This is a genomic window from Marinobacter aromaticivorans (assembly GCF_002806975.1).
GTDB classification, from domain to species: domain Bacteria; phylum Pseudomonadota; class Gammaproteobacteria; order Pseudomonadales; family Oleiphilaceae; genus Marinobacter; species Marinobacter aromaticivorans.
The window spans coordinates 1-24,262 of record NZ_NIHD01000009.1; the positions used below are offsets into that span (position 1 = coordinate 1).

The window sequence follows — 24,262 nt, forward strand, 5'->3', positions numbered from 1 at the left end:
GGCAGCATCAAGCCGCACACCAAGTTTGAGTGTGAGGTGTACGTATTGAGCAAGGACGAGGGTGGCCGTCATACTCCGTTCTTCAAGGGCTATCGTCCGCAGTTCTACTTCCGTACCACTGACGTAACCGGTTCCTGTGAACTGCCGGAAGGCGTGGAAATGGTTATGCCGGGTGATAACGTGAAGATGGAAGTAACGCTGATTGCTCCGATCGCCATGGAAGATGGCCTGCGCTTCGCGATTCGCGAAGGCGGTCGTACCGTTGGCGCCGGTGTTGTCGCGAAGATCATCGAGTAATTCACTCGTTGCATCAGAAAAAGGGGCTGATTTTGTCAGCCCCTTTTTCCGTTTCAGTCGCAATCGCCTCTCCTGGCCCGGTCAGTGACTATGCTTGTTGACAGGGTTGGGTATTATGCATACAATGCGGCTCCTTTTTTTGAAGGTCGGCTAACAAGTAGCTGCTACGAGTGGAGTTTGGTGCATCATGCAAAGCCAAAAGATTCGAATCCGGTTGAAGGCGTTTGATTACCGCCTGATCGACCAGTCCACGCAGGAGATTGTCGATACCGCAAAGCGGACCGGCGCTCAGGTGCGTGGACCTATCCCTCTGCCGACGCGGAAGGAAAAGTACACTATTCTGGTTTCTCCGCACGTCAACAAAGACGCGCGCGACCAGTATGAAATTCGTACTCACAAGCGTTTGCTCGATATTGTTGAGCCAACGGAAAAGACAGTAGATGCTTTGATGAAGTTGGACCTGGCAGCAGGTGTAGACGTTCAGATTAGCCTCGGTTAATACCGCCCGGTATTAATCTGTGTAACTGTCCTAAGGCCATAGAGGGTGAGAGCCCCGTACACTATAGAGGTGAAACATGGCAATTGGTGTTGTCGGCCGCAAGGCTGGTATGACCCGTATTTTTACGGAAGACGGGCAGGCGCTGCCTGTCACGGTGGTTGAGGTTGAGCCCAACCGCATTACTCAACTCAAGACTCTCGAAAACGATGGGTATCGCGCTGTTCAGGTGACTGTAGGCTCGCGCCGTGCGTCACGAGTGACCAGGGCAGCGGCTGGGCATTTCGCCAAAGCCGGCGTGGAAGCTGGTCGTGGCGTTTGGGAGTTTCGTCTGGCTGATGGTGAAGGCGAAGATCTGGCTGCAGGTGGCGAAATTCTGGCAACCGTCTTTGAAGATGGTCAGCTTGTTGATGCTACCGGTCGCTCCAAGGGTAAGGGCTTCCAGGGCGGCGTAAAGCGCTGGAACTTCTCCATGCAGGACGCAACGCATGGTAACTCCCTGTCACATCGTGCTCCGGGTTCTATCGGTCAGAACCAGACTCCGGGCAAGGTATTCAAGGGCAAAAAGATGGCGGGCCAGATGGGTAATGCACAGGTCACTGTGCAGAATCTCAAGATTGTCCGTGTCGACGCCGAGCGCAACCTCCTGCTTATCAGTGGTGCCGTGCCCGGCGCAACTGGCAGTGATGTTGTCATCAAGCCTGCACTTAAAGCCTGAGGAGCGGTTCGATGGAATTGACAATTACAGGTAGCGGCAAGGGGATTTCTGTTTCCGAAGCTGCATTTGCCAAAGATTTTAACGAGTCACTGGTTCATCAGGTCGTCACTGCCTATATGGCAGCCGGTCGTCAGGGTACCAAGGCTCAGAAGACCCGTTCAGAAGTCAGTGGTGGCGGTAAAAAACCATGGCGTCAGAAGGGTACAGGTCGCGCACGTGCTGGTACTATTCGCAGCCCGATCTGGCGCTCCGGCGGCGTAACCTTTGCTGCCAAGCCCCGTGGTTATGAACAGAAAGTTAACCGCAAGATGTACCGCGCCGCATTGCGGTCCATTTTCTCTGAGCTGGTTCGTCAGGAGCGCCTGGTGCTGGTTGATGATTTTGCAATCGACGCGCCCAAGACCAAGGTGTTTGCCTCCAAGCTGGCGGATCTGGGTGTGTCTAACGCCCTGATACTGACAGAAAGTGTTGAGCAGAACCTGCATCTGGCCTCGCGCAATGTCCCGCACGTTGATGTGCGTGATGTTGCAGGTCTGGATCCGGTTAGTCTGGTCGCCTTCGAGAAGGTTGTGGTGACTGTTCCCGCTCTTAAGAAGATCGAGGAGATGCTGGGATGAATCAGGAACGTATTTACAAGGTCCTTCTCGGACCTCACGTATCGGAGAAAGCCTCTCTGGTAGCCGAGCATGGTCAGGTGGTTTTCCGGGTCGCCCCGGACGCAACCAAGCCGGAGATCAAGAAGGCCGTTGAGCAGTTGTTCAACGTCACCGTAGAAGGTGTTCAGGTTCTGAACCGTAAGGGTAAGCTTAAGCGCACTATCCGCGGATTCGGCAAGCGTAATGACATTCGCAAGGCTTACGTAAAGCTGGCTGAAGGTCAGGACATCGATTTTCTGGATGTGGAATAAGGTAAAGGGGTCGTAATATGCCGATCGTCAAAACCAAACCAACATCTGCCGGACGCCGTCACGTTGTAAAGCTTTACAACCCTGACCTGCACACAGGGCGCCCTTACGCACCGTTGGTTGAATCTCAGAGCAAGTCGGGTGGTCGTAACAATGCTGGCCGCATTACCTCCCGTCATGTTGGTGGTGGTCATAAACAGCACTACCGTATTATTGATTTCAAGCGGACCAAAGATGGTGTTCCAGCGACAATAGAGCGCATTGAATACGATCCGAACCGCTCGGCGCACATTGCGCTGATCAAGTATGCCGACGGCGAGCGCCGCTATATTATCGCTCCCAAAGGTATGCAGATCGGTGATCCTGTGCGTTCCGGAATCGACGCGCCTATCAAGGTAGGAAGCACATTGCCGCTGCGGAATATCCCGGTTGGTTCTGTGATCCATTGCGTTGAGCTCAAGCCTGGCAAAGGTGCTCAGCTGGCTCGCTCTGCGGGCGCATCCGTACAGCTGGTTGCCCGGGAAGGCGCTTATGCGACCATCCGCCTGCGTTCAGGTGAAATGCGTAAGGTGCTTGTTGATTGTCGTGCCACGTTGGGAGAGGTTTCCAACAGTGAGCACAGTCTCAAGCAGCTTGGCAAAGCGGGTGCATCACGTTGGCGTGGCAAGCGTCCAACAGTACGTGGTGTTGCTATGAACCCAGTTGACCACCCACATGGTGGTGGTGAAGGGCGTACCTCTGGCGGACGTCACCCGGTAACTCCGTGGGGTGTTCCGACCAAAGGGCATAAGACTCGTAAGAACAAGCGTACTGACCAAATGATAGTACGTCGTCGTTCAGCCAAGTAAACGACTACATAGAGGTAAATGCTGTGCCACGTTCTTTAAAGAAAGGTCCTTTTATAGACCTGCATCTGTTGAAGAAGGTCGAGGCAGCTCTGGAAGCAAACGATAAGCGACCGATCAAGACCTGGTCCCGTCGCTCAACGATTTTTCCGGAGTTCGTAGGCCTGACCATCGCAGTCCACAACGGCAGGCAACACGTGCCGGTTTATGTCACCGAAGACATGGTCGGGCATAAACTGGGTGAGTTCGCGGCGACGCGCACTTATCGTGGCCATGCGGCCGACAAGAAAGCTAAACGCTGATTGTGAGGGGAATAGAAATGGAAGTAGCAGCCAAGTACAAGGGCGCTCGCCTCTCAGCTCAGAAGGCCCGTCTTGTCGCCGACCAGGTCCGCGGCAAGGCTGTTGAGGACGCCCTGAACATTCTGACTTTCAGCCCAAAGAAGGCGGCGGTGATTATCAAGAAAGCTCTTGAGTCTGCCATCGCCAACGCTGAGCACAACGAAGGTCTGGACGTTGACGAACTGCGGGTTTCCACCGTCATGGTGGATGAGGGCCCGACGCTCAAGCGAATCAAGGCTCGAGCCAAGGGGCGCGCTGACAGAATCATGAAGCGCACCTGCCATATCACCGTCAAGGTCGCCGACAAGTAGGAGATGCTCAGATGGGTCATAAAGTAAATCCAACCGGCATGCGCCTGGGTGTGATCAAAGAGCACAACTCAGTATGGTATGCCGATAAAAAGGAATACGCGAAAAACCTGTTGAACGACATTCAGGTTCGTGAATTCCTCGACAAGCGTCTTGAGAAAGCGTCTGTCAGCAAGATTGTGATCGAGCGCCCTGCTCAGAACGCCCGTATCACGATTCATACTGCCCGCCCCGGTATTGTTATCGGTAAGAAGGGTGAAGATGTTGACCGTCTGCGCCGTGAAGTCGGCGAGATGATGGGCGTGCCTGTGCACATCAACATTGAAGAAGTCCGCAAGCCGGATCTGGATGCCCGCCTGGTAGCGCAAAACGTTGCCGGCCAGCTGGAGCGTCGTGTGATGTTCCGTCGCGCCATGAAGCGCGCGGTACAAAACGCCATGCGCCAGGGCGCCAAGGGTATCAAGATTCAGGTTGGCGGTCGTCTCGGGGGAGCTGAAATTGCCCGTTCCGAGTGGTATCGCGAAGGTCGTGTTCCACTGCACACACTGCGTGCAGATATTGATTACGCAACCTACGAAGCGCATACCACTTACGGCGTAATCGGCGTCAAGGTATGGATCTTCAAAGGTGAGATTCTTGGTGGTATGGAGCAGGTCCGTGCCGACAAGAAAGCCTCTGGGAAGAAAGGTTCTAAGTAAAGGGGCAATCTTATGCTGCAACCAAAACGCACCAAATTTCGCAAGGTAATGAAAGGCCGTAACACCGGTCTTGCCCACCGCGCTAACAAGGTGAGCTTCGGTGAATACGGATTGAAGGCCACCAGTCGCGGGCGTATAACAGCGCGCCAGATTGAAGCCGCACGTCGAACCATGACCCGTAAGATCAAGCGGGGTGGTAAGATCTGGATCCGCGTCTTCCCGGACAAGCCGATCACCGGCAAGCCCCTGGAAGTTCGTATGGGTAAAGGTAAGGGTTCTGTCGAGTATTGGGTGGCTGAGATTCAGCCAGGCCGCATGCTCTATGAGATGGAAGGTGTGGCGGAAGATATCGCCCGCGAAGCTTTCACTCTCGCTGCTGCCAAGCTGCCAGTACAGACCACCTTTGTAACGAGGACGGTGATGTGATGAAAGCAACAGAGCTGCGTGCAAAGTCAGCCGAGGAGCTGAAGCAAGAGCTGATCGGACTCCTGAAGGAGCAGTTCAACCTGCGTATGCGTAAAGCAACAGGTCAGCTGAATCAGTCTCATCTCCTCTCAGGGGTGAAGCGTGATATTGCTCGCGTGAAAACAGTATTGAACGAAAAGGCAGGACAGTAACATGACCGAAGCTACCAAAACTGCCAGAACTCTGAGCGGCAAGGTCGTGAGCAACAAGATGGAGAAATCCATCGTGGTACTGGTTGAGCGCCAGGTTAAGCATCCTCTGTACGGAAAGTACATGAAGCGTTCAACCAAGATTCACGCTCACGATGAGAGCAACCAGTGCAATATCGGTGACACCGTGACCATTCAGGAAACCCGCCCGGTCTCCAAGACCAAAAGCTGGGCCCTGGTCGAAGTCACCGAACATGCAGCCAAGGTGTAAGACGCCCGGAGAACAACCATGATTCAGACTCAGACAATGCTTGAAGTCGCGGATAACAGCGGTGCGCGTCAGGTGATGTGCATCAAGGTCCTGGGCGGTTCACACCGGCGTTATGCCAGCGTTGGGGATATTATCAAGGTGACCGTCAAGGAAGCCATTCCCCGCGGCAAGGTGAAGAAAGGCCAGGTACTGAAGGCTGTTGTCGTGCGCACCCGCAAGGGTGTTCGCCGTCCTGACGGGTCGCTGATCCGTTTTGACGGTAACGCGGCTGTACTTCTGAACAATCAGGACGCACCCATTGGTACCCGTATCTTCGGACCGGTTACCCGTGAACTGCGTAACGAGAAGTTCATGAAAATTATATCACTGGCACCCGAAGTACTTTAAAGGACCAGAGGCCGGTTATGAAAAAGATCAAACGAGATGACGAAGTAATCGTCACCACGGGGAAAGACAAAGGTAAACGTGGTAAAGTCCTGAAGGTTCAGGATGATGGCCGGGTGGTTGTTTCAGGGATCAACATGATCAAGAAGCACACCAAGCCAAACCCGATGCTGGGCACCCCGGGTGGCATCGTCGAAAAAGAAGCACCTATCCAGGCTTCCAACGTGGCTATTTTTAATCCGCAGACCGGCAAGGCCGATCGTGTCGGCTTCCAGATCAAGGAAGACGGTGCCAAAGTGCGGATCTTCAAAGCTACGAACGAAGCTGTCGATAACCAGTAAGCGGTGGTGGTTACGATGCTTAACATGAAAGAGCAGTACAGCAAGGAAGTGGTACCCGCCCTGCAGAAAGAGTTCAGTTACAAGAACATCATGCAGGTGCCGCGTATCGAAAAGATTACCCTGAACATGGGTGTCGGCGAAGCGGTCGGTGACAAAAAGCTGATTGAGAATGCCGTGGCGGATCTTGAGCGCCTGGCCGGTCAGAAAGCCGTTGTCACCAAGGCGCGTAAATCCGTTGCGGGTTTCAAGATCCGTGAAGGTTGGCCAATTGGTTGTAAAGTTACCCTGCGTGGCGAGCGCATGTGGGACTTCTTTGACCGTCTGGTGCACATTGCGGTTCCCCGCATTCGTGACTTCCGCGGTCTGAATCCCAAGTCCTTTGACGGGCGCGGTAACTACAGCATGGGTGTGCGTGAGCAGATTATCTTCCCCGAGATCGAGTACGACAAAGTCGACAAGATCCGCGGTCTGGATATCACCATTACCACCAGTGCCGATACCGACGATGAAGGTCGCGAGCTGTTGAAAGCTTTCGGCTTTCCGTTCAAGCGATAAGGAACGAGAGTAATGGCAAAGGTTTCAATGAAAAACCGTGAGCTCAAGCGCGAGCAGACCGTTGCAAAATATGCAGCGAAGCGTGCTGAGCTCAAGGCGATTATCAAGAACCCGAATACCAGCGATGATGACCGTTGGGATGCACAGATGAAGCTGCAACAGCTTCCTCGCGATGCTTCTCCTTCGCGTCTTCGTAATCGTTGCCAGGTGACTGGTCGGCCCCACGGTGTTCTGCGCAAGTTCGAGCTTTCACGGATTAAACTCCGTGAATACGGCATGCGTGGTGACGTTCCGGGCCTGACCAAGGCAAGCTGGTAAGATTGGCGGCCTGACTTCGGTCAGGTGCCTGTTGGTAAGCGGTGCGGCAAGCCGCTGCACAACTAAAAAGATCAGGAGCCTCATACCAATGAGTATGCAAGATACGCTTGCGGATATGGTAACCCGTATACGCAACGCCCAGATGGCATCGAAAGCAGACGTTACGATGCCGTCTTCAAAGATGAAAGTCTCCGTAGCCCAGGTCCTTAAGGACGAAGGTTACGTAGCAGATTTTTCCGTTTCAGCTGATGCGAAGCCCGAGCTGACGATCACTCTCAAATACTTCGGTGGCAAGCCGGTTATTGAGCAGATCAAGCGGGTTAGCCGTCCAAGCCTGCGCCAGTACAAAGGCGCCGGGGCACTGCCGAAGGTATCCGGCGGTTTGGGAGTCGCGATTGTCTCTACGTCCAAGGGCGTTATGACAGACCGCGCCGCACGTGCTGCCGGCGTGGGTGGCGAAGTCATCTGCACCGTATTCTAGGAGAATCACATGTCCAGGGTTGCCAATAATCCTGTCGTGCTGCCTTCCGGTGTTGAGGTTAAGCTGAACGGACAGGAAATTAGTGTTAAGGGCTCCAAAGGAGCGCTTGAGTTTTCAATTCACCAGGCGGTTGAAGTAAAACAGGAAGAAAATGTTCTTCGCTTTGCTGCCCGTGACAGTGCCCAAAAGTCCCGCGCTCTTGCCGGTACAACTCGCGCATTGGTCAATAATATGGTGACCGGTGTGTCCGCAGGCTGGGAGCGCAGGCTCCAACTGACGGGCGTAGGTTACCGGGCCCAGGCGCAAGGTAAGAAGCTCAATCTGACGCTGGGTTTTTCTCACCCGGTTGAGTATGAGCTGCCCGAGGGGATTACCGCAGAAACTCCGTCCAACACGGAAATTGTCATTCGCGGTATCGACAAGCAACAGGTTGGCCACGTCGCTGCGGAAATCCGCGCGTTCCGTCCGCCCGAGCCTTACAAGGGCAAAGGTGTTCGGTATGCGGATGAGCAGGTAAGACGCAAAGAAGCCAAGAAGAAATAAGGCGGGACTATGAGCGCGAATAACGAAAGATTGCGTCGCGCACGCAAAGTGCGCATGAAGATCCGTGAACTGGGTACGACACGCCTGTGCGTGCATCGCACCCCGCGTCATATGTACGCCCAGGTCACGACAGCAGATGGCAGCCAGGTGATTGCCACTGCCTCCACGTTGGATAAGGAATTGCGCCAGGGTGCAACCGGTAACGTGGACGCCGCCAAAAAGGTGGGCCAGCTGATTGCTGAGCGTGCCAAGGCGGCAGGTATCGAGCAGGTCGCTTTTGACCGCTCCGGTTACCGTTATCATGGTCGTGTTCAGGCTTTGGCCGACGCTGCCCGTGAAGCTGGCTTGCAATTCTAAGAGGTGGAGAAGATGAGCGTTAACGATCAGAAGGCGCCTGAGCTCCAGGAGAAGCTGGTTCAGGTAAATCGCGTTGCCAAGGTGGTTAAGGGTGGTCGCATTTTTGCGTTTACCGCGTTGACCGTTGTAGGTGACGGAAAAGGGCGGGTCGGCTTTGGTCGAGGCAAGGCGCGTGAAGTGCCGGTCGCTATCCAGAAGGCCATGGAAGCTGCGCGTAAAAATATGGTGGATGTGCCTCTTGATGGCACAACGCTGCAGTACGCGGTTAAGGCCCAGCACGGTGGTTCCAAGGTGTACATGCAGCCGGCTTCTGAAGGTACAGGTATCATCGCCGGTGGTGCGATGCGTGCAGTGCTGGAAGTGGCAGGGGTGCAGAACGTACTGTCCAAGTGTTACGGGTCTACCAACCCGGTAAACGTGGTACGTTCCACCATCAAGGGTCTCCAGGCAACGCAAGCGCCTGAAGATATTGCAGCCAAGCGCGGTAAATCCGTCGAAGAGATTCTGGGTTGAAGTCATGGCGAACGCAAAAACGATTAAAGTAACTCTGACCCGCAGCCCGATCGGCTGCCAGCCCAAGCACAAGCTTTGTGTGAAAGGCCTGGGTCTTCGTAAAATCGGTCATTCCGTTGAGGTAGAGGATACCCCGTCCATACGCGGAATGATTAACCGGGTGAATTACCTGGTTCGGGTTGAGGAGAACTAAGATGCGTCTGAACGAACTTAGTCCAGAGCCCGGTTCACGTCCCGCCGCCAAGCGCGTAGGTCGTGGTATCGGTAGCGGTCTCGGTAAAACCGGTGGCCGTGGTCACAAGGGTTTGAAGTCCCGTTCCGGTGGCAGCGTGGCACCCGGTTTTGAGGGTGGTCAGCAGCCATTGGCTCGTCGTCTTCCGAAATTTGGTTTCACATCGCGCCAGCAGCGTTATGTTGCCGAGATTCGTCTGAGCGAACTGGCAAAGGTTGAAGGTGATATTGCGGATCTTGCTGCCCTGAAAAAGGCTGACATCATCCGCGAGGAAATTCGCGAAGCCAAGGTTATCCTGTCGGGCGAAATTGACCGTGCGGTAACCGTGAAAGGACTTCGGGTAACCAAAGGCGCGCGCGAGGCAATTTCTGCCGCGGGTGGTAAAGTCGAAGACTAAGGCGAGTCGAGGACTAAATGGCGAAGAACGCATCATTGCCTGCGGGCGCGGGAAAAGGACTTGCAGAGCTGCGCTCGCGGCTCTGGTTTGTCTTCCTGGCATTGCTGGTGTACCGGATTGGTGCCCACATTCCGGTGCCAGGTATTAACCCCGACCGTTTGGCGGCACTGTTCGAGCAGAATCAGGGCACGATCCTGAGTATGTTCAACATGTTTTCAGGTGGTGCGCTCGAGCGCATGAGTATCTTCGCTCTCGGTATCATGCCGTATATCTCCGCCTCGATCATCATGCAGCTCATGACTGCGGTAAGTCCGCAACTAGAGCAGCTGAAGAAAGAGGGTGAGGCCGGGCGTCGAAAGATCAGCCAGTACACGCGGTACGGTACGGTTGTCCTGGCTCTGGTTCAGGGTTTTGGTATTTCTGTCGGTCTGGCCTCGCAAGGCGTAACCTTCAACGATAGTTTCAGCTTCCACTTTGTTGCGGTTGTCTCTTTCGTGAGTGGTGCCGTCTTCATGATGTGGCTGGGCGAACAGATTACCGAGCGGGGTGTCGGTAACGGCATCTCCCTGCTTATTTTTGCAGGCATTGTTGCCGGGCTTCCCGGTGCAATTGGCCAGACTCTGGAGCAAGCCCGTAATGGTGAAATGAGCCTGCTGGTGGTTCTTGGTATCGGCATTCTGGCGATCGCGGTAGTTGGCTTCGTTGTGTTCATGGAGCGCGGTCAGCGTCGGCTGACTATCAACTACGCCAAGCGGCAGCAGGGTCGCCGGGTCTTTGCCCAGCAGTCCAGCCATTTGCCCCTGAAGGTGAACATGGCCGGTGTTATTCCGCCCATTTTTGCTTCATCCATCCTGCTTTTCCCGGCATCGCTGGGTCAGTGGTTTGGTCAGGGTGAAGGCATGGAGTGGCTCAGTGACATTTCCCAGGCGTTGGCCCCAAGCCAGCCGTTGTACATCATTCTGTTTGCAGCAGCAGTTGTATTCTTCTGCTTCTTCTACACAGCCCTGATGTATAATCCGAAGGAAGTTGCGGATAATCTCAAGCGCTCTGGAGCGTTTATTCCGGGCATACGTCCAGGCGACCAGACAGCCAAGTATATTGATGGCGTGCTGACCCGTCTGACACTGTTCGGTGCAATGTACATTGCAGCAGTCTCTCTGTTCCCTCAGTTTCTGATGGTGGCCGGGAATGTTCCGTTCTATCTGGGCGGTACCTCACTGCTGATTGTTGTAGTCGTAGTGATGGATTTCATGGCGCAGGTTCAGTCGCACCTGATGTCGCATCAGTATGAATCGCTGATGAAGAAGTCCAATCTCAAGGGCTATGGACGGAACGGTTGAACCCGTTCCCCTTGAAAACTGGAGTCGACAATGAAAGTACGCGCTTCGGTAAAGAAAATTTGCCGTAACTGCAAAGTAATTCGTCGCAATGGCTCAGTGCGAGTCATTTGCTCGGAGCCTCGTCACAAACAGCGCCAGGGCTGATTCTTTCGGGAAACTCTCTGGTCTGTTTAAAAAAGGTTCGTAATGGTAGCGCTTGACTCGATACCGGGTCAGGCGTTATTATTTCGCGCCCTTTTTGTGGCGGACAATTCACACAGCAAAGCTTTGAACGCGGAGTAATTTGGATGGCACGTATAGCCGGTGTCAATATACCCGATCACAAACATGCTGTTATCTCGCTGACCTACATTTTTGGTATTGGCAAGACAACAGCTCAGAAGCTTTGCGATGCAACCGGCGTCAAGCCGGACGTCAAGGTCAAGGACCTGTCTGACGAGCAGCTTGAATCACTTCGTACAGAAGTGGGTAAAGTGGTCGTTGAGGGCGATCTGCGTCGTGAAGTACAGATGAACATTAAGCGTTTGAAGGATCTCGGATGTCACCGTGGTCTGCGCCATCGTCACGGACTGCCTGTCCGCGGCCAGCGCACCAAGACCAACGCGCGCACCCGTAAAGGTCCTCGCAAACCTATTCGTAAGTAACAGGTAGGCAAACATGGCAAAGCCAGGTACACGTACCCGTAAAAAGGTGAAAAAGACGGTTGTTGATGGCGTCGCACACGTTCATGCGTCCTTCAACAACACCATCGTGACCATTTCTGACCGTCAGGGCAACGTTCTGTCCTGGGCCACATCCGGTGGTTCCGGTTTCCGTGGGTCGCGTAAGAGTACACCTTTTGCTGCGCAGGTAGCAGCTGAAAGAGCCGGTAACGCGGCTGCTGAATACGGCCTTAAAAACCTGGACGTAGAGGTTAAGGGTCCCGGGCCCGGACGTGAATCTGCAGTTCGTGCTCTTAATGGGTGCGGCTACAAGATCACCAACATCACAGATGTGACGCCGATTCCCCATAACGGCTGTCGTCCGCCCAAAAAGCGCCGCGTCTAACACAGGAGACAGTGAATTATGGCTCGTTATACAGGCCCGAAGTGCAAGCTGTCTCGTCGTGAAGGGACAGATCTTTTTCTGAAGAGCGGTGTTCGCGCGCTGGATTCCAAGTGCAACATCGAGACTCCGCCGGGTATGCACGGCGCGCGTCGCAGCCGTCTGTCCGAGTATGGCGTACAGCTTCGTGAAAAACAGAAAGTTCGTCGGATTTATGGCGTTCTGGAAAAGCAATTCCGCAACTATTACAAAGAGGCGGCTCGCCAGAAGGGTGCAACCGGTGAAAACCTGCTGCAACTTCTCGAGACGCGTCTTGATAACGTTGTATATCGCATGGGATTCGGTTCTACCCGTGCAGAGTCCCGTCAGCTCGTCTCTCACAAGGCGATCCTGGTTAATGACAAGGTAGTGAATATCCCTTCCTACAAGGTCAAGCCGGGTGATGTTGTGAGTGTGCGTGAAAAGGCCAGAAATCAGCTGCGAGTCAAAGGCGCGCTGGATCTGTCTGCAGGCCGTGCTCCGGTGAGCTGGGTAGAGGTCGACGCCAGCAAGATGTCCGGCGTTTACAAGTCAGTACCCGAACGTACTGAACTGCCGGCCGACATCAATGAGAACCTCATCGTCGAGCTTTACTCCAAGTAAAGCCTGATTTGCAACGTAAGTAGCAACGATAGCAGATAGGGGCGTCTATGCAGCGTTCAGTACAAGAGTTATTGACACCTCGTACCATTGACGTGAAGGAATCGAATGCAACCCGCGCCAAGGTGACACTGGAACCTCTCGAAAGAGGCTTCGGTCATACCCTGGGTAGCGCATTGCGTCGGATTCTCTTGTCTTCGATGCCGGGCTGCGCTGTGACTGAAGCGCAGATTGACGGTGTCTTGCACGAGTACAGCGCCATTGAAGGTGTCCAGGAGGACGTCATTGAGATTCTGCTGAATCTCAAGGGCGTTGCGGTCAAGATGAACGGTCGGGATGACACTGAGCTCACGCTCAGCAAGAAAGGCCCGGGCGTTGTTACAGCCGGTGATATCACGCTGGATCATGACGTGGAAATCTCCAACCCGGACCATGTGATCTGCCACCTGAGTGAAAAGGGTGAAGTGAACATGCGTCTGCGGGTGGCCCGCGGTCGCGGCTATGAGCCTGCTGACCAGCGTGGTCTCGATGAAGATGAAACACGCGCCATCGGACGCCTGCAGCTGGATGCAACCTTCAGTCCGGTTCGTCGCGTAGCCTACTCCGTGGAAAGTGCACGTGTAGAGCAGCGTACTGACCTGGACAAGCTGGTGATTGATCTGGAGACCAATGGCACCATCGATCCGGAAGAAGCAATTCGCCGGGCGGCCACGATTCTCCAGCAGCAACTGGCGGTGTTCGTAGATTTCGATCATGAAAAAGAGCCTGAGCGCGTTGAAGAAGAGGAAGAAATCGATCCTATTCTGTTGCGCCCGGTTGATGATCTGGAACTCACAGTGCGTTCAGCTAACTGCTTGAAGGCTGAAAACATTTACTACATCGGCGATCTTATCCAGCGCACAGAAGTTGAGCTGTTGAAGACGCCTAACCTTGGTAAGAAGTCGCTCACCGAGATCAAGGACGTTCTGGCGTCTCGTGGTTTGTCTCTGGGGATGCGTCTTGATAACTGGCCGCCGGCTAGCCTTCGTGGCGACGACCGGGTTCTGGGCGGTTGATTGCCGATTAGTTTAAGGTAAGGAATCAGAGCAATGCGTCATCGTAAGAGTGGTCGTAAGTTCAGCAGGACCAGTGCGCATCGCAAGGCCATGTTTCGTAACATGACTGCGTCACTGGTTGGTCATGAGCTGATTAAAACAACGCTGCCGAAAGCCAAAGAGCTTCGTCGTGTAGCTGAGCCTTTGATCACGCTCGCCAAGAAAGATTCGGTTGCGAATCGTCGCCTGGCGTTTTCTCGTCTGCGCGACGATGCGGCGGTAGCCAAGCTGTTTGATGAGCTTGGCCCCCGTTACAACGAGCGTCCGGGTGGTTACCTTCGTATACTGAAGTGTGGCTTCCGTGCCGGCGACAATGCCCCCATGGCATTTGTTGAGCTGGTAGGCCGTCCGTTGGACATCGAAGCGGAAGAAGTGGACGAAGACGACGAGTAACATCGTTGGCCAGTCCACAAAAAAACCGGATGCCGTGTGGTGTCCGGTTTTTTTGTGGTTGGAGATTTTTCCCTGTTATTTCGTTAGCAATGGTTTCAGGTAGCGACCGGTGTGCGATGCCGGATTCTCCGCAACGTCTTCCGGCGTGCCTTCCGCAATAATCCGTCCTCCGCCGGATCCACCCTCGGGTCCGAGATCGATAACCCAGTCTGCGGTTTTGATGACGTCGAGGTTGTGCTCGATAACCACAATGGTGTTGCCGTGATCTCTCAGACGCTGCAGTACGTTCAGTAGCTGCTGGATGTCGTAGAAGTGCAGCCCGGTAGTGGGTTCGTCGAGAATATACAGGGTCTTGCCCGTATCCCGTTTCGACAGTTCTTTGGCCAGCTTTACCCGCTGGGCTTCACCGCCAGAGAGAGTGACCGCACTTTGCCCGAGGCGAATGTAGGAGAGCCCTACATCAATCAGGGTTTGCAGTTTTCGGGCGAGAAACGGCACGGCATCAAAAAATTCCCGTCCTTCCTCAACCGTCATGTTTAACACTTCGTTGATATTCTTGCCTTTGTAACGGACTTCCAGGGTCTCCCGGTTATAGCGCTTGGCTTTGCACACATCGCAGGGCACGTACACATCCGGAAGGAAGTGCATCTCCACCTTGATCATGCCATCGCCCTGGCAGGCCTCACAGCGGCCGCCCTTGACGTTGAAGGAGAAGCGGCCAGGTTTGTAGCCTCGAGAGCGAGCTTCCTGGGTACCGGCAAACAGTTCACGTATGGGGGTGAACAGGCCGGTGTAGGTGGCCGGGTTGGAGCGGGGTGTGCGTCCGATCGGGCTTTGATCGATATCAATCACCTTGTCCAGCTTCTCCAGACCTGTCAGCTCTTCGAAGGGAGCGTGGCTGAGGCTTGTCGCCTTGTTCAGTTTGGCGGCGGCGACAGGATAGAGCGTGCTGTTTATCAGGGTGGATTTGCCAGAACCCGAAACCCCCGTTATGCAGGTCATAATGCCCAGGGGCAAATTGAGCGTGACATTCTGCAGGTTGTTGCCGGTGGCACCGGACAGGGTGAGGGTTTCGCCGCTACCCTTGTTTCGGGTGTCAGGGATGGCTATTTCCCTGGCCCCGCTCAGGTACTGGCCGGTAAGCGAATCCGGGTTGGCCAGAATCTGTGCCGGCGTGCCCTGGGCAATGATCTGGCCGCCGTGCACGCCGGCACCGGGGCCGATATCGATAACGTGGTCTGCGGCACGAATGGCGTCTTCATCGTGTTCCACAACAATAACGGTGTTACCCAGATCCCGCAGGTGAGTAAGGGTACTTAGCAGCCGGTCATTGTCGCGCTGGTGCAGGCCGATGGAAGGTTCGTCCAGTATATACATCACGCCCACAAGGCCCGCACCTATCTGGCTGGCAAGCCGGATGCGCTGAGCCTCACCACCTGAAAGCGTGTCGGCGCTGCGCTCCAGCGTCAGGTACTCAAGGCCAACGTTCACCAGGAACTGAAGGCGTTGCCGGATCTCTTTGGTGATTTTTTCGGCGATTTCCCCTTTGCGGCCTGGCAGCGCAAGAGTGTCGAAATAGGAAAAGGCCTCGCCGATTGGAAGGCGGGTTATCTCCGGCAGGTTGCGTTCTTCAATGAAGACGTGGCGCGCGCTGCGGCGCAGGCGCGAACCATGGCAGTCTTTACAGGGCTGGGTGCTGAGGTTACGGGCCAGTTCCTCGCGCATGCTCTGGGAATCGGTTTCCCGGTAGCGGCGTTCGAGATTTGGAATAATGCCCTCGAAGGAGTGGGATCGTTCCATGATATGGCCGCGGGAATTCACATAGCGAAACGGAATCTCTTCGCTGCCTGACCCGAACAGAAGTGTTTTCCGGAAGGCCTCCGGTAGCTCTGCCCAGGGCGTTTCCAGGTCAATACCATAGTGATCGGCCACGCTACCCAGCATTTGGAAATAGTACACAGCGCGGCGATCCCAGCCTTTTATGGCGCCGGCTGCGAGTGTTGCCTCCGGATGCTGAACGATTTTTTCGGCATCGAAGAACTGTTTGATACCCAGGCCATCGCAGGTTGGGCAGGCACCGGCGGGGTTGTTGAATGAAAACAGCTTGGGTTCCAGTTCGCTCAGCGCATAACCGCATTGGGTGCAGGCGTATTTGGCAGAAAAAGTCTGTTCTTCGTTTGCGGAGCCTGGTTGCGCGTCCATTGGCGCCACCAGCGCAATGCCATCGGCCAGCCCCAGGGCTGTCTCAAAGCTTTCAGCAAGCCGCTGTTCAAGGCCGGGCTTCACTTTGAAGCGATCGACAACAACATCAATCTGGTGTTTGCGCTTCTTGTCGAGTTCAGGCACATCGTCTATGTCGTAAACCGTTCCGTCCACCCGCAGGCGGATAAACCCCTGGCTTCGCATGGTCTCCACAACCTGCAGGTGTTCACCTTTGCGATCGCGGATTACCGGCGCAAGAATCATCAGTTTGCTGTTTTCCGGCATCGCCAACACCTGGTCCACCATCTGGCTGACGGTTTGGGCTTCCAGTGGCTGGCCATGATCCGGGCACCTTGGCTCGCCCGCTCTGGCATACAGCAAGCGCAGGTAATCGTAAATTTCGGTGATGGTGCCAACAGTCGACCGCGGGTTGTGGGAGGTGGATTTCTGCTCAATAGAAATCGCAGGAGACAGGCCTTCGATGTGGTCCACATCGGGCTTCTCCATCATAGAGAGGAACTGGCGTGCGTAGGTGGACAAGGATTCCACGTAGCGGCGCTGGCCCTCGGCATACAGTGTATCGAAGGCGAGGGACGACTTTCCCGAGCCGGACAAGCCGGTTACAACGATCAGTTTGTCCCTCGGGATCTCCAGGTCGATGTTTTTCAGGTTGTGGGTTCGTGCCCCTTTGATCCGGATGTGATCCATAACACCTCGCTTGGAGAAAAAACGGAAATTATACCGCGTTACGCCCGCCGCGGCGAAAGTGCCGGTTGATTCGTATCTGTCCACCGCCGGGGCTGGTTCTGTTACAATGCGGCGCCTGAATAATGCAGGTTCTTTCGCAGGAACCTGCTTTCAACCCCGGGAAAGGAGCTCACTACCATGAATGCGCTGGAAAAACGCTCCGTATTCGCGCTGGCGTCGGTCTATGCCATGCGTATGCTCGGGTTGTTTATGGTCATGCCCGTATTCATGTTGCTGGGTAACGACCTTGCGGGCGCGACACCGGCGCTGCTTGGCCTGGCCATTGGTGCCTATGGCCTGAGCCAGGCCTTGCTGCAGATCCCCTTCGGTTTGCTGTCAGATCGGGTTGGCCGCAAGCGCATGATCTATATCGGCCTGATCCTGTTTGCTGCCGGCAGCATGCTGGCTGGCGCGGCGGACTCAATATACGTTGTTATTGCCGGTCGGATTCTTCAGGGCGCAGGCGCTATTGCCAGTGTGCTCATGGCGCTGCTCAGTGATTTGACCCGGGAAGAGCAACGCACCAAGGCCATGGCGACAGTGGGCATTTCTATCGGGCTTTCGTTTTCTGTGTCCCTGGTGCTCGGGCCCTTGCTGGGTTCTGTGTGGGGATTGTCAGGAATTTTCTACGCCACCGCTGTGCTGGCCCTGGTAGCGCTTTTCATTGTCAGCCGAGTGGTGCCTACGCCGCACCAGCAGAAAACCAGTGCCGATACACACCCTGCAAAAGCCATGCTGGGGCACGTGTTGTCTGACGGGCGTCTGTTGCGGCTGGATTTCGGTATTTTTGCACTGCATCTTGTGCTGACGTCCCTGTTTCTGGTGTTTCCATCCGTGCTGCAGAATCAGTTGGGGCTGGCCACAGGTTCCCACTGGTGGTTTTACCTGAGTGTGATGATTACCTCTTTTTTCGCCATGGTACCGTTTATCATTATCGGCGAGAAAAAACGCAAAATGAAGCCAGTGCTCTGTGGAGCTATTGCTTTGCTTGCAACGGCGACAGCGGGGCTTGCCGGGGTGTCAGACAGCCTGGTATTCGCCTGGGTGGTCATGTTTTTCTTCTTTATGGCCTTCAACCTGCTGGAAGCCAGCCTGCCGTCCCTGATCAGCAAAGAAGCCCCGGCGGCCAGCAAGGGAACGGCCATGGGTGTGTATTCTACCTCCCAGTTCATGGGTGCCTTCCTGGGCGGCGCCCTTGGGGGTTACCTGTTGCAGCAGGTTGGAATCGAAGGGGTCGTCTGGTTTATGGTAACTGTTCTCGGGCTCTGGTTGCTGGTGGCATTGACCATGCCAGCACCAAGCCATAATTCAGGTTTCGTGGTACAGTTGCGTGATATAGCGAACAACCAGTATGACGATGTTGATGACACTCTGCGCCGCTTGCCGGGCGTGCAGGATGTGGTCATTGTTGAAAACGCTGCCACCGCCTATCTCAAGGTGGACCGACAGCACTTTGATGAGGCGCTGCTTGCGGACTTTCCATTCGTCCGGCAGGGCAGCAATTCTTGAAATCCGGAGGCCCGCAAGGAATGCGGGTGTCGCTGAAAACAGAATCAGGAGCGGAACATGGCAAGAGGCGTAAACAAAGTTATTCTTATCGGGAATCTCGGGCAGGATCCGGAAACCCGTTATACCCCGAACGGCAATGCCGTGGTGAACCTGAGCCTTGCTACCGACGAGAGTTACAAGGACCGCCAGACCGGCCAGATGGTTCCGAAAACCGAATGGCATCGCATCGTCATGTTCGGAAAGATAGCCGAGATTGCTGGCCAGTACCTGCGTAAAGGGTCCAAAGTCTATATTGAGGGCAAGCTGCAAACCCGTAAATGGCAGAACAAGGAAGGTCAGGACGTTTACACCACAGAAGTGGTGGTCGACATTAATGGCCAGATGCAGATGCTGGACAGTCGTGGCAGTGAAGGCGGTATGAGCCAGGGTGTACCTGCCGGCCGCCCCCAGCAGCAATCAGCACCAGCCCCTCAGCCCCACCAGCCGCCGCATTCAGGTGGTTACACCCAGGGGCAGGCCCAACCAGCTCAGGGTGGCAGCATGCCCGAGCCGGTGGACGATTTTGATGACGATATACCCTTCTAGGCTCGGTTGATTAGAGAGTGTAAAGAAAAACGACTGCTTCGGTGGTCGTTTTTCTTTGGCTGAAGGTTTAGTCGCTGCCCGAACTGTCCATGCCCAGTTCATTGATTTTGCGGGTAAGTGTGTTTCTGCCCCAGCCAAGAAGAAGAGCGGCATCCCGTCGTTTGCCGCCGGTATGGTCGAGGGCGGTTTCGATCATGATTTTTTCAAACTCCGGCACAGCCGAATCCAGGATGTTCTTTTCTCCATGGGCCAGTAGTTGGCGGGCCCAGTTCCGCAATCCTTCCTGCCAGGTTGTGCCAGTGGTGTTCTGTTCGGGTTGCTCCAGTAGCTCCGGCGGCAGGTCGTTTATGTGAATTTCCCGGCCGCTGGCCATCACGGTAAGCCAGCGGCAGGTGTTTTCAAGTTGCCGCACATTGCCGGGCCAGGCCAGGGAGACAAGATATTTCTCCGCCTCCGGCAGCAGGACTTTGGGCTCCACCGCCAGTTCGTTTGCGGCACGCTGGAGGAAGTGCTGCATCAGGCGGGGAATATCTTCCCGGCGTTCTGAAAGTTTTGGCAGATGCACGCGGATAACGTTCAGGCGGTGGAAAAGATCCTCCCGGAAGGCGCCCGACGTAACGAGCTTTTCCAGATTCTGGTGAGTGGCGGCGATGATACGCACATCCACCTTGATGGGCGTGGTGCCGCCAACGCGATAAAACTCGCCATCAGCCAGAACCCTGAGCAGGCGGGTTTGGGTGTCACCCGGCATATCACCAATTTCGTCGAGAAAAAGTGTGCCTCCGTTGGCCTGCTCGAAACGGCCCTGGCGAATGCCGGTTGCCCCGGTGAATGCGCCTTTTTCGTGGCCAAAAAGCTCAGACTCCATAAGATCTCTTGGGATGGCTGCCATATTAAGGGCAATAAATGCATGTCGGGCCCGGGGGCTGTGATTGTGAAGAGCCTGGGCGACCAGTTCTTTACCGGTGCCGCTTTCACCGTTAATCAGAACGGTGATATTGGAATTGGAAAGTCTGCCAATGGCCCGGAAAACCTCCTGCATGGCCGGGGCTTCGCCAATAATTTCAGTGCTTTGTTCAGGCGATTGTGTTTTCGGTGTGGCGACCGCTTTCTTCTCATGGCTGTAGGCGACCGCTCTTTTTGCCAAAGCAACGGCGTCGTCTACATCAAAGGGTTTCGGGAGATACTCGAAGGCACCACTCTGGTAGCTGGAAACAGCGCTTTCCAGGTCGGAGTGCGCAGTCATGATAATCACGGGTACGTTCGGGTGTGCCTGGCCAATCCGGGAAAGCAGCGTGATGCCGTCCACTCCGGGCATGCGGATATCACTGATGATGGCGTCCGGTTGCTCGCGTTCCAGCTGCTTCATGATGTTTGCGCCACTATCGAATGCTGTAGGTTGCATGCCGGCCTGGCTAAGGGCGCGTTCCAGTACCCAGCGTATGCTGCGGTCGTCGTCGACGATCCAGATTTTGGCAGATGCGCGGTTCATGGTGTGACCTCCAGTGGCAGGAAGATAATGAAGTCCGTCTGTCCCGGTTCGCTCTCGCACTCAACCAACCCGTTATGCTGGCCAATGATGCTCTGGGTAATGGACAGCCCGAGACCTGTGCCGTTAGCGCGACCACTGATCATCGGGTAAAAAATATTCTGGCGCAGTTCCGGTGCGATTCCCGGGCCGTTGTCGATGATGTCGATGCGGCATGCAAGTCGATGGCGCCGGGGGCCAATGCTGACTTGCCGAAGAGCCCGTGTTCGAAACGTAATGGTGGGTACTTGCGGTTCATTCTGGTTGCAGGCCTCACTTTCAAATGCCGCCTCCATGGCATTGCGCGCAATGTTGAGAAAGGCCTGGATCAAAAGCTCTTTGTCCCCCGCAAACTCTGGCAGGCTTGGGTCGTAGTCCCGCTGGAACAGCACCCGGCCCTTGCTTTCGGCTTCGAGCAGAGTGCGTACACGCTCAAGAATTTCATGAATGTTGGCCGGGGCCGGTTTCAGTGCCTTGTTGGGGCCAAGCATACGGTCAACAAGGCTGCGTAAGCGATCAGCTTCCTCAATGATAATCTGCGTATATTCCCGCTGACCTGCGCTATGCAGCTCACGGTCAAGCAATTGTGCGGCGCCACGGATTCCGCCAAGTGGATTCTTGATTTCATGCGCCATACCCCGCACCAGAACACGTGTGGTCTCCTGCTGTGCTATGAGGTCTTCTTCCCGGCTTATCCGTAGCAGCCGATCCCGGGGTTGTATCTCAACCAGCAGCCCGGGCGGGTTCTGCTCCAGGCGCGACACAGAGTAGTCCACGGTTCTTCTTGAGCCACTGGCAAGCAGAAATTCGGTTTCCCTGCGGGTGTAAGGATGGCCGGTTTCAGCGGCTTTGCGCAGAGTTCGGGTGGCGATCTCCGAATCAAGGAGAATATCCCCGAAGGTGAGGCCAGCGCTGCGCGCCAGGCTGGTTTCAAAAAGATTCTCGGCTGCCGGGTTCAGGTAGCGGATGATCAGATTGTCCCCCAGTACAACAACCGCTGTGGTGAGGTTATCCAGCATGTTCTTGTAGCTGTTGGTATTGGCTGATGGATGTGCCATAGGCGAATCCTGTTGGTAATGGCTGGCAGAACGGGCAGGGTTTCGGTCAGCTGGCCCTTGAATCCGTAACAACCGCTGTAACAGAACTCAGCAAAAAACGAACCAGATTCTGTGCGTCTGTGGCTGAGCGTGGAGGTAAGGCGTCGGACTCGCTGGCGGGGCTTCGCTGCAACGCATTTCGTTGGGCAATAAAAGCGCAGTCCGGCAGGATTGCGCGATTACCGTTGTTATTGTCGCACTATTTTTGTGCGCGCGCACCATTATGGTGCGAAATGCGGTTCAGTTCAGAACGGAAGGGCGGTGGACGGTGAAGCGAACAGGGTTACCGGTTTTAATCTGCACACCATTGCTGTCGACAATATGTACGCCGGCTTCGTGGGTGCCCCGGAAAACATTGTTAACGGTGATCGAGCCGGATGTGCTCTGGCCTACAGGCTGGCCGTCCAGCGTGACTTCGTACTTATGCCCCGGCTCAAGGGGTGGCGTGCTGCGCATTTCAAAACGCACATCACCACTGCCGCTGTGAAAGGCCTGGTCATTCTCGGGAAAAGTGAAGGAAACGCTCTCATAGACCGAGCCTTCACGTTTCACTTCTTCCCGCAGCTTGTCGGTTTCCCGGACAGTTTGCGGTTTGGGGAGGGTGATGGTTGTAACAGGCTTCAACTTCACCGTCTCTGCGCCTTCCGACGGTTCATCGGAAAAGGTGACGTTGCCTTGTGCGTCCACGTTGCGGTACACCTCCGCAAGAGCTGGCCCTGTGGTCAGAAGTATCAGCGCCGCGGTGATTCCAAGCGTGGGGTTCATAATTTCAGCCTGCAGTGATGTTTTAACCTGATTATCAATGGCAGGGCAGGCCTTTTCAATGTAGCAGGGTGGAGTTGATGATTACATATCGTTAAGAGCTGTGGCGTTGTGTAACGGTTCACATAAAAGCCCCGCCCTGTGAGGCGAGGCTTTCAAAGCCGCTGTTTGTCAGCCCGGCAGTTTCAGCAGAAACCGCCCGGGGCCTTAGCAGGAATAATAAAGCTCGAACTCAACCGGGTGGGTGGTCATGTTGATGCGCTCAACCTCGCCGCGCTTCAGGTCAATGTAGCCCTGAATCATATCTTCGGTAAACACGCCGCCGCGGGTCAGGAACTCATGGTCTTCCGCCAGGCAGTCCAATGCTTCCTGGAGAGTTTCCGCCACTTTAGGGATGCTCAGAGCCTCTTCCTTTGGCAGGTCGTACAGATCCTTATCCATGGCATCGCCCGGGTGAATCTTGTTCTGGATGCCATCGAGGCCGGCCATCAGGAGTGCCGCAAACGCCAGGTAGGGGTTGGCAGCCGGGTCCGGGAAACGTACTTCCACACGGCGAGCTTTCGGGCTGGTTACATAGGGAATGCGGATTGATGCAGAGCGGTTACGGGCAGAATAGGCCAGCATAACCGGTGCCTCGTAGCCCGGCACCAGCCGCTTGTAGCTGTTGGTGGCGGGGTTGGTGAAGGCATTGATGGCCTTGGAGTGCTTGATGATGCCACCAATGTAGAACAGCGCCATTTCGCTCAGTCCGGCATAGCTGTCGCCGGCAAACAGGTTTTTCCCGTCTTTGTTCAGGCTCATGTGTACGTGCATGCCGGAGCCGTTATCGCCTACGACCGGCTTGGGCATAAAGGTGGCGGTTTTTCCGTAGGCGTGGGCCACGTTGTGCACGCAGTATTTCAGGATCTGGACTTCGTCGGCTTTTTTGGTCAGCGTGTTTGGGCCGACTCCGATTTCACACTGGCCCGCGGTGCCCACTTCGTGGTGGTGCACTTCAATGACCAGCCCCATGGATTCCATGGCAGCGCACATGGCGCCCCGCAGGTCGTGCAGGCTGTCTACCGGTGGTACAGGGAAGTAGCCGCCCTTCACACCCGGGCGGTGGCCAATGTTGTTGCGGTCAAAGTCTTCACCGGAAACCCAGGCTGCTTCTTCTGAGTGCAGGGAATACATGGAGCCCTGCATGTCGGTTTTCCACTTTGCCGAATCGAAAACGAAAAACTCTGGCTCAGGGCCAAACAGGGCGCCATCTGCGATGCCGGTGGATTTGAGATACTCCTCGGCGCGGCGGGCAACGGAGCGCGGATCCCGCTCATAGCCCTGCATGGTAGAAGGCTCAACAATGTCGCAGGTAATGTTGATGGTGCTTTCTTCGGTGAAAGGATCAAGAACGGAGCTGCTGTCATCCGGCATCAGAATCATGTCGGATTCGTTGATGCCCTTCCAGCCGGCGATGGAGGAGCCATCGAACATTTTTCCTTCGGTGAAAAAGTCCTCATCCACCTCGGTTGCAGGCATGGTAACGTGCTGTTCTTTACCGCGGCTGTCGGTGAAGCGCAGGTCAATCCATTTGACTTCGTATTCTTTGATCAAATCGGCTGTCTTGGACATATACATGCTCCGTAAGTAATCCCCGTTCTGTGGGCAGATTCAGTGGCTGGGTTCCGGATTGTGCTGTGGGCGGAATTCCGGTCAGTTTTACAGATCTG

At 55.1% G+C, this 24,262-nt stretch carries 36 protein-coding genes; 31 read left to right on the top strand and 5 right to left on the bottom strand.

Going from position 1 to position 24,262, the window contains the following annotated elements:
- The 29 genes from CDH48_RS13310 to rplQ all read left to right on the top strand — a co-directional run.
- On the top strand, positions 1 to 297 hold a 297-nt coding region (locus CDH48_RS13310), incomplete at its 5' end, for an EF-Tu C-terminal domain-related protein (protein ID WP_455429680.1).
- A gap of 187 nt (positions 298 to 484) precedes the next feature.
- Positions 485 to 796, top strand: a complete 312-nt coding sequence (rpsJ, locus tag CDH48_RS13315; protein WP_041341420.1) for a 30S ribosomal protein S10 — start codon at positions 485 to 487, stop codon at positions 794 to 796.
- A 76-nt stretch (positions 797 to 872) separates the two neighbouring features.
- Positions 873 to 1,511, top strand: a complete 639-nt coding sequence (gene rplC, locus CDH48_RS13320) for a 50S ribosomal protein L3 (protein WP_100689242.1) — start codon at positions 873 to 875, stop codon at positions 1,509 to 1,511.
- 11 nt (positions 1,512 to 1,522) lie between these two features.
- Positions 1,523 to 2,128 (top strand): 50S ribosomal protein L4, encoded by a 606-nt coding sequence (gene rplD / locus CDH48_RS13325; RefSeq protein WP_100689243.1) that lies wholly within the window; start codon positions 1,523 to 1,525, stop codon positions 2,126 to 2,128.
- Positions 2,125 to 2,418, top strand: a complete 294-nt coding sequence (gene rplW, locus CDH48_RS13330) for a 50S ribosomal protein L23 (protein ID WP_041341428.1) — start codon at positions 2,125 to 2,127, stop codon at positions 2,416 to 2,418. The genes rplD and rplW overlap by 4 nt, the downstream gene beginning before the upstream one ends.
- Positions 2,419 to 2,435: 17 nt before the next feature.
- On the top strand, positions 2,436 to 3,263 hold the full coding sequence (gene rplB, locus CDH48_RS13335) for a 50S ribosomal protein L2 (protein ID WP_100689244.1): 828 nt from the start codon (positions 2,436 to 2,438) through the stop codon (positions 3,261 to 3,263).
- Between the two features lie 23 nt (positions 3,264 to 3,286).
- On the top strand, positions 3,287 to 3,562 hold the full coding sequence (rpsS, locus tag CDH48_RS13340; RefSeq protein ID WP_100689245.1) for a 30S ribosomal protein S19: 276 nt from the start codon (positions 3,287 to 3,289) through the stop codon (positions 3,560 to 3,562).
- Between the two features lie 17 nt (positions 3,563 to 3,579).
- Entirely contained in the window at positions 3,580 to 3,912 is a 333-nt protein-coding gene (rplV, locus tag CDH48_RS13345) for a 50S ribosomal protein L22 (protein ID WP_096784144.1), read from the top strand.
- Positions 3,913 to 3,923: 11 nt separating this feature from the next.
- Positions 3,924 to 4,607: a 30S ribosomal protein S3 gene (rpsC, locus tag CDH48_RS13350; protein ID WP_100689246.1), complete on the top strand. Its 684-nt coding sequence runs from the start codon at positions 3,924 to 3,926 to the stop codon at positions 4,605 to 4,607.
- 12 nt (positions 4,608 to 4,619) lie between these two features.
- Entirely contained in the window at positions 4,620 to 5,033 is a 414-nt protein-coding gene (gene rplP, locus CDH48_RS13355; protein WP_071267348.1) for a 50S ribosomal protein L16, read from the top strand.
- The gene (gene rpmC / locus CDH48_RS13360; protein WP_100689247.1) at positions 5,033 to 5,224 is read left to right on the top strand and encodes a 50S ribosomal protein L29; all 192 of its coding nucleotides are present in this window, start codon (positions 5,033 to 5,035) and stop codon (positions 5,222 to 5,224) included. Before rplP ends, rpmC begins: the two co-directional genes overlap by 1 nt.
- Position 5,225: 1 nt before the next feature.
- Positions 5,226 to 5,492: a 30S ribosomal protein S17 gene (gene rpsQ, locus CDH48_RS13365; protein ID WP_100689248.1), complete on the top strand. Its 267-nt coding sequence runs from the start codon at positions 5,226 to 5,228 to the stop codon at positions 5,490 to 5,492.
- An 18-nt stretch (positions 5,493 to 5,510) separates the two neighbouring features.
- A complete protein-coding gene (rplN, locus tag CDH48_RS13370; RefSeq protein WP_007154005.1) occupies positions 5,511 to 5,879 on the top strand; it encodes a 50S ribosomal protein L14 in 369 nt (122 codons plus the stop codon).
- A gap of 17 nt (positions 5,880 to 5,896) precedes the next feature.
- A complete protein-coding gene (rplX, locus tag CDH48_RS13375; protein WP_100689249.1) occupies positions 5,897 to 6,217 on the top strand; it encodes a 50S ribosomal protein L24 in 321 nt (106 codons plus the stop codon).
- A 15-nt stretch (positions 6,218 to 6,232) separates the two neighbouring features.
- Positions 6,233 to 6,772 (top strand): 50S ribosomal protein L5, encoded by a 540-nt coding sequence (gene rplE, locus CDH48_RS13380; RefSeq protein ID WP_100689250.1) that lies wholly within the window; start codon positions 6,233 to 6,235, stop codon positions 6,770 to 6,772.
- Positions 6,773 to 6,784: 12 nt separating this feature from the next.
- The gene (rpsN, locus tag CDH48_RS13385; RefSeq protein WP_100641172.1) at positions 6,785 to 7,090 is read left to right on the top strand and encodes a 30S ribosomal protein S14; all 306 of its coding nucleotides are present in this window, start codon (positions 6,785 to 6,787) and stop codon (positions 7,088 to 7,090) included.
- Positions 7,091 to 7,178: 88 nt separating this feature from the next.
- Entirely contained in the window at positions 7,179 to 7,571 is a 393-nt protein-coding gene (gene rpsH / locus CDH48_RS13390) for a 30S ribosomal protein S8 (RefSeq protein ID WP_100689251.1), read from the top strand.
- Between the two features lie 9 nt (positions 7,572 to 7,580).
- Complete coding sequence (gene rplF / locus CDH48_RS13395) at positions 7,581 to 8,114, top strand: 50S ribosomal protein L6 (protein WP_100689252.1); 534 nt, start codon at positions 7,581 to 7,583, stop codon at positions 8,112 to 8,114.
- A gap of 9 nt (positions 8,115 to 8,123) precedes the next feature.
- Entirely contained in the window at positions 8,124 to 8,471 is a 348-nt protein-coding gene (gene rplR, locus CDH48_RS13400) for a 50S ribosomal protein L18 (RefSeq protein WP_100689253.1), read from the top strand.
- A 12-nt stretch (positions 8,472 to 8,483) separates the two neighbouring features.
- Entirely contained in the window at positions 8,484 to 8,984 is a 501-nt protein-coding gene (rpsE, locus tag CDH48_RS13405) for a 30S ribosomal protein S5 (RefSeq protein ID WP_100689254.1), read from the top strand.
- A gap of 4 nt (positions 8,985 to 8,988) precedes the next feature.
- Positions 8,989 to 9,177, top strand: coding sequence for a 50S ribosomal protein L30 (gene rpmD / locus CDH48_RS13410; RefSeq protein WP_100689255.1), 189 nt, complete (start codon positions 8,989 to 8,991; stop codon positions 9,175 to 9,177).
- 1 nt (position 9,178) lies between these two features.
- Entirely contained in the window at positions 9,179 to 9,613 is a 435-nt protein-coding gene (gene rplO / locus CDH48_RS13415) for a 50S ribosomal protein L15 (protein WP_100689256.1), read from the top strand.
- Positions 9,614 to 9,630: 17 nt separating this feature from the next.
- On the top strand, positions 9,631 to 10,953 hold the full coding sequence (gene secY, locus CDH48_RS13420) for a preprotein translocase subunit SecY (RefSeq protein ID WP_100689257.1): 1,323 nt from the start codon (positions 9,631 to 9,633) through the stop codon (positions 10,951 to 10,953).
- 30 nt (positions 10,954 to 10,983) lie between these two features.
- Complete coding sequence (rpmJ, locus tag CDH48_RS13425) at positions 10,984 to 11,097, top strand: 50S ribosomal protein L36 (RefSeq protein ID WP_008174902.1); 114 nt, start codon at positions 10,984 to 10,986, stop codon at positions 11,095 to 11,097.
- A gap of 143 nt (positions 11,098 to 11,240) precedes the next feature.
- Positions 11,241 to 11,597: a 30S ribosomal protein S13 gene (gene rpsM / locus CDH48_RS13430; RefSeq protein ID WP_100689258.1), complete on the top strand. Its 357-nt coding sequence runs from the start codon at positions 11,241 to 11,243 to the stop codon at positions 11,595 to 11,597.
- Between the two features lie 13 nt (positions 11,598 to 11,610).
- The gene (rpsK, locus tag CDH48_RS13435) at positions 11,611 to 12,000 is read left to right on the top strand and encodes a 30S ribosomal protein S11 (RefSeq protein ID WP_071267319.1); all 390 of its coding nucleotides are present in this window, start codon (positions 11,611 to 11,613) and stop codon (positions 11,998 to 12,000) included.
- Between the two features lie 18 nt (positions 12,001 to 12,018).
- The gene (gene rpsD, locus CDH48_RS13440) at positions 12,019 to 12,639 is read left to right on the top strand and encodes a 30S ribosomal protein S4 (RefSeq protein WP_100689259.1); all 621 of its coding nucleotides are present in this window, start codon (positions 12,019 to 12,021) and stop codon (positions 12,637 to 12,639) included.
- Between the two features lie 47 nt (positions 12,640 to 12,686).
- The gene (locus CDH48_RS13445) at positions 12,687 to 13,691 is read left to right on the top strand and encodes a DNA-directed RNA polymerase subunit alpha (RefSeq protein WP_100689260.1); all 1,005 of its coding nucleotides are present in this window, start codon (positions 12,687 to 12,689) and stop codon (positions 13,689 to 13,691) included.
- Between the two features lie 33 nt (positions 13,692 to 13,724).
- Positions 13,725 to 14,123, top strand: a complete 399-nt coding sequence (gene rplQ, locus CDH48_RS13450) for a 50S ribosomal protein L17 (RefSeq protein WP_100689261.1) — start codon at positions 13,725 to 13,727, stop codon at positions 14,121 to 14,123.
- A 75-nt stretch (positions 14,124 to 14,198) separates the two neighbouring features.
- Here rplQ and uvrA read toward each other — a convergent pair whose 3' ends face one another.
- Positions 14,199 to 17,033 (bottom strand): excinuclease ABC subunit UvrA, encoded by a 2,835-nt coding sequence (uvrA, locus tag CDH48_RS13455; RefSeq protein WP_100689262.1) that lies wholly within the window; start codon positions 17,031 to 17,033, stop codon positions 14,199 to 14,201.
- 177 nt (positions 17,034 to 17,210) lie between these two features.
- Here uvrA and CDH48_RS13460 point away from each other — a divergent pair, with 177 nt between their 5' ends.
- Complete coding sequence (locus CDH48_RS13460) at positions 17,211 to 18,581, top strand: MFS transporter (RefSeq protein ID WP_100689263.1); 1,371 nt, start codon at positions 17,211 to 17,213, stop codon at positions 18,579 to 18,581.
- Positions 18,582 to 18,638: 57 nt separating this feature from the next.
- The gene (gene ssb, locus CDH48_RS13465; RefSeq protein ID WP_100689264.1) at positions 18,639 to 19,166 is read left to right on the top strand and encodes a single-stranded DNA-binding protein; all 528 of its coding nucleotides are present in this window, start codon (positions 18,639 to 18,641) and stop codon (positions 19,164 to 19,166) included.
- A gap of 67 nt (positions 19,167 to 19,233) precedes the next feature.
- Here ssb and glnG read toward each other — a convergent pair whose 3' ends face one another.
- From glnG to glnA, 4 genes are all read right to left on the bottom strand, one after another.
- On the bottom strand, positions 19,234 to 20,658 hold the full coding sequence (gene glnG / locus CDH48_RS13470) for a nitrogen regulation protein NR(I) (RefSeq protein ID WP_100689265.1): 1,425 nt from the start codon (positions 20,656 to 20,658) through the stop codon (positions 19,234 to 19,236).
- Positions 20,655 to 21,752, bottom strand: a complete 1,098-nt coding sequence (gene glnL, locus CDH48_RS13475) for a nitrogen regulation protein NR(II) (RefSeq protein ID WP_100689266.1) — start codon at positions 21,750 to 21,752, stop codon at positions 20,655 to 20,657. The genes glnG and glnL overlap by 4 nt, the downstream gene beginning before the upstream one ends.
- A gap of 279 nt (positions 21,753 to 22,031) precedes the next feature.
- A complete protein-coding gene (locus CDH48_RS13480; protein ID WP_100689267.1) occupies positions 22,032 to 22,556 on the bottom strand; it encodes a DUF4124 domain-containing protein in 525 nt (174 codons plus the stop codon).
- 204 nt (positions 22,557 to 22,760) lie between these two features.
- Positions 22,761 to 24,164 (bottom strand): glutamate--ammonia ligase, encoded by a 1,404-nt coding sequence (gene glnA / locus CDH48_RS13485; RefSeq protein ID WP_100689268.1) that lies wholly within the window; start codon positions 24,162 to 24,164, stop codon positions 22,761 to 22,763.
- Between the last annotated feature and the right edge of the window lie 98 nt (positions 24,165 to 24,262).

Coding starts and splice junctions, on each gene's coding strand:
- rpsJ (WP_041341420.1), top strand. CDS start 485: ATGCAAAGCCAAAAGATTCGAATCCGGTTGAAGGCGTTTGATTACCGC.
- rplC (WP_100689242.1), top strand. CDS start 873: ATGGCAATTGGTGTTGTCGGCCGCAAGGCTGGTATGACCCGTATTTTT.
- rplD (WP_100689243.1), top strand. CDS start 1,523: ATGGAATTGACAATTACAGGTAGCGGCAAGGGGATTTCTGTTTCCGAA.
- rplW (WP_041341428.1), top strand. CDS start 2,125: ATGAATCAGGAACGTATTTACAAGGTCCTTCTCGGACCTCACGTATCG.
- rplB (WP_100689244.1), top strand. CDS start 2,436: ATGCCGATCGTCAAAACCAAACCAACATCTGCCGGACGCCGTCACGTT.
- rplV (WP_096784144.1), top strand. CDS start 3,580: ATGGAAGTAGCAGCCAAGTACAAGGGCGCTCGCCTCTCAGCTCAGAAG.
- rpsC (WP_100689246.1), top strand. CDS start 3,924: ATGGGTCATAAAGTAAATCCAACCGGCATGCGCCTGGGTGTGATCAAA.
- rplP (WP_071267348.1), top strand. CDS start 4,620: ATGCTGCAACCAAAACGCACCAAATTTCGCAAGGTAATGAAAGGCCGT.
- rpmC (WP_100689247.1), top strand. CDS start 5,033: ATGAAAGCAACAGAGCTGCGTGCAAAGTCAGCCGAGGAGCTGAAGCAA.
- rpsQ (WP_100689248.1), top strand. CDS start 5,226: ATGACCGAAGCTACCAAAACTGCCAGAACTCTGAGCGGCAAGGTCGTG.
- rplN (WP_007154005.1), top strand. CDS start 5,511: ATGATTCAGACTCAGACAATGCTTGAAGTCGCGGATAACAGCGGTGCG.
- rplX (WP_100689249.1), top strand. CDS start 5,897: ATGAAAAAGATCAAACGAGATGACGAAGTAATCGTCACCACGGGGAAA.
- rplE (WP_100689250.1), top strand. CDS start 6,233: ATGCTTAACATGAAAGAGCAGTACAGCAAGGAAGTGGTACCCGCCCTG.
- rpsN (WP_100641172.1), top strand. CDS start 6,785: ATGGCAAAGGTTTCAATGAAAAACCGTGAGCTCAAGCGCGAGCAGACC.
- rpsH (WP_100689251.1), top strand. CDS start 7,179: ATGAGTATGCAAGATACGCTTGCGGATATGGTAACCCGTATACGCAAC.
- rplF (WP_100689252.1), top strand. CDS start 7,581: ATGTCCAGGGTTGCCAATAATCCTGTCGTGCTGCCTTCCGGTGTTGAG.
- rplR (WP_100689253.1), top strand. CDS start 8,124: ATGAGCGCGAATAACGAAAGATTGCGTCGCGCACGCAAAGTGCGCATG.
- rpsE (WP_100689254.1), top strand. CDS start 8,484: ATGAGCGTTAACGATCAGAAGGCGCCTGAGCTCCAGGAGAAGCTGGTT.
- rpmD (WP_100689255.1), top strand. CDS start 8,989: ATGGCGAACGCAAAAACGATTAAAGTAACTCTGACCCGCAGCCCGATC.
- rplO (WP_100689256.1), top strand. CDS start 9,179: ATGCGTCTGAACGAACTTAGTCCAGAGCCCGGTTCACGTCCCGCCGCC.
- secY (WP_100689257.1), top strand. CDS start 9,631: ATGGCGAAGAACGCATCATTGCCTGCGGGCGCGGGAAAAGGACTTGCA.
- rpmJ (WP_008174902.1), top strand. CDS start 10,984: ATGAAAGTACGCGCTTCGGTAAAGAAAATTTGCCGTAACTGCAAAGTA.
- rpsM (WP_100689258.1), top strand. CDS start 11,241: ATGGCACGTATAGCCGGTGTCAATATACCCGATCACAAACATGCTGTT.
- rpsK (WP_071267319.1), top strand. CDS start 11,611: ATGGCAAAGCCAGGTACACGTACCCGTAAAAAGGTGAAAAAGACGGTT.
- rpsD (WP_100689259.1), top strand. CDS start 12,019: ATGGCTCGTTATACAGGCCCGAAGTGCAAGCTGTCTCGTCGTGAAGGG.
- CDH48_RS13445 (WP_100689260.1), top strand. CDS start 12,687: ATGCAGCGTTCAGTACAAGAGTTATTGACACCTCGTACCATTGACGTG.
- rplQ (WP_100689261.1), top strand. CDS start 13,725: ATGCGTCATCGTAAGAGTGGTCGTAAGTTCAGCAGGACCAGTGCGCAT.
- uvrA (WP_100689262.1), bottom strand. CDS start 17,033: ATGGATCACATCCGGATCAAAGGGGCACGAACCCACAACCTGAAAAAC.
- CDH48_RS13460 (WP_100689263.1), top strand. CDS start 17,211: ATGAATGCGCTGGAAAAACGCTCCGTATTCGCGCTGGCGTCGGTCTAT.
- ssb (WP_100689264.1), top strand. CDS start 18,639: ATGGCAAGAGGCGTAAACAAAGTTATTCTTATCGGGAATCTCGGGCAG.
- glnG (WP_100689265.1), bottom strand. CDS start 20,658: ATGAACCGCGCATCTGCCAAAATCTGGATCGTCGACGACGACCGCAGC.
- glnL (WP_100689266.1), bottom strand. CDS start 21,752: ATGGCACATCCATCAGCCAATACCAACAGCTACAAGAACATGCTGGAT.
- CDH48_RS13480 (WP_100689267.1), bottom strand. CDS start 22,556: ATGAACCCCACGCTTGGAATCACCGCGGCGCTGATACTTCTGACCACA.
- glnA (WP_100689268.1), bottom strand. CDS start 24,164: ATGTCCAAGACAGCCGATTTGATCAAAGAATACGAAGTCAAATGGATT.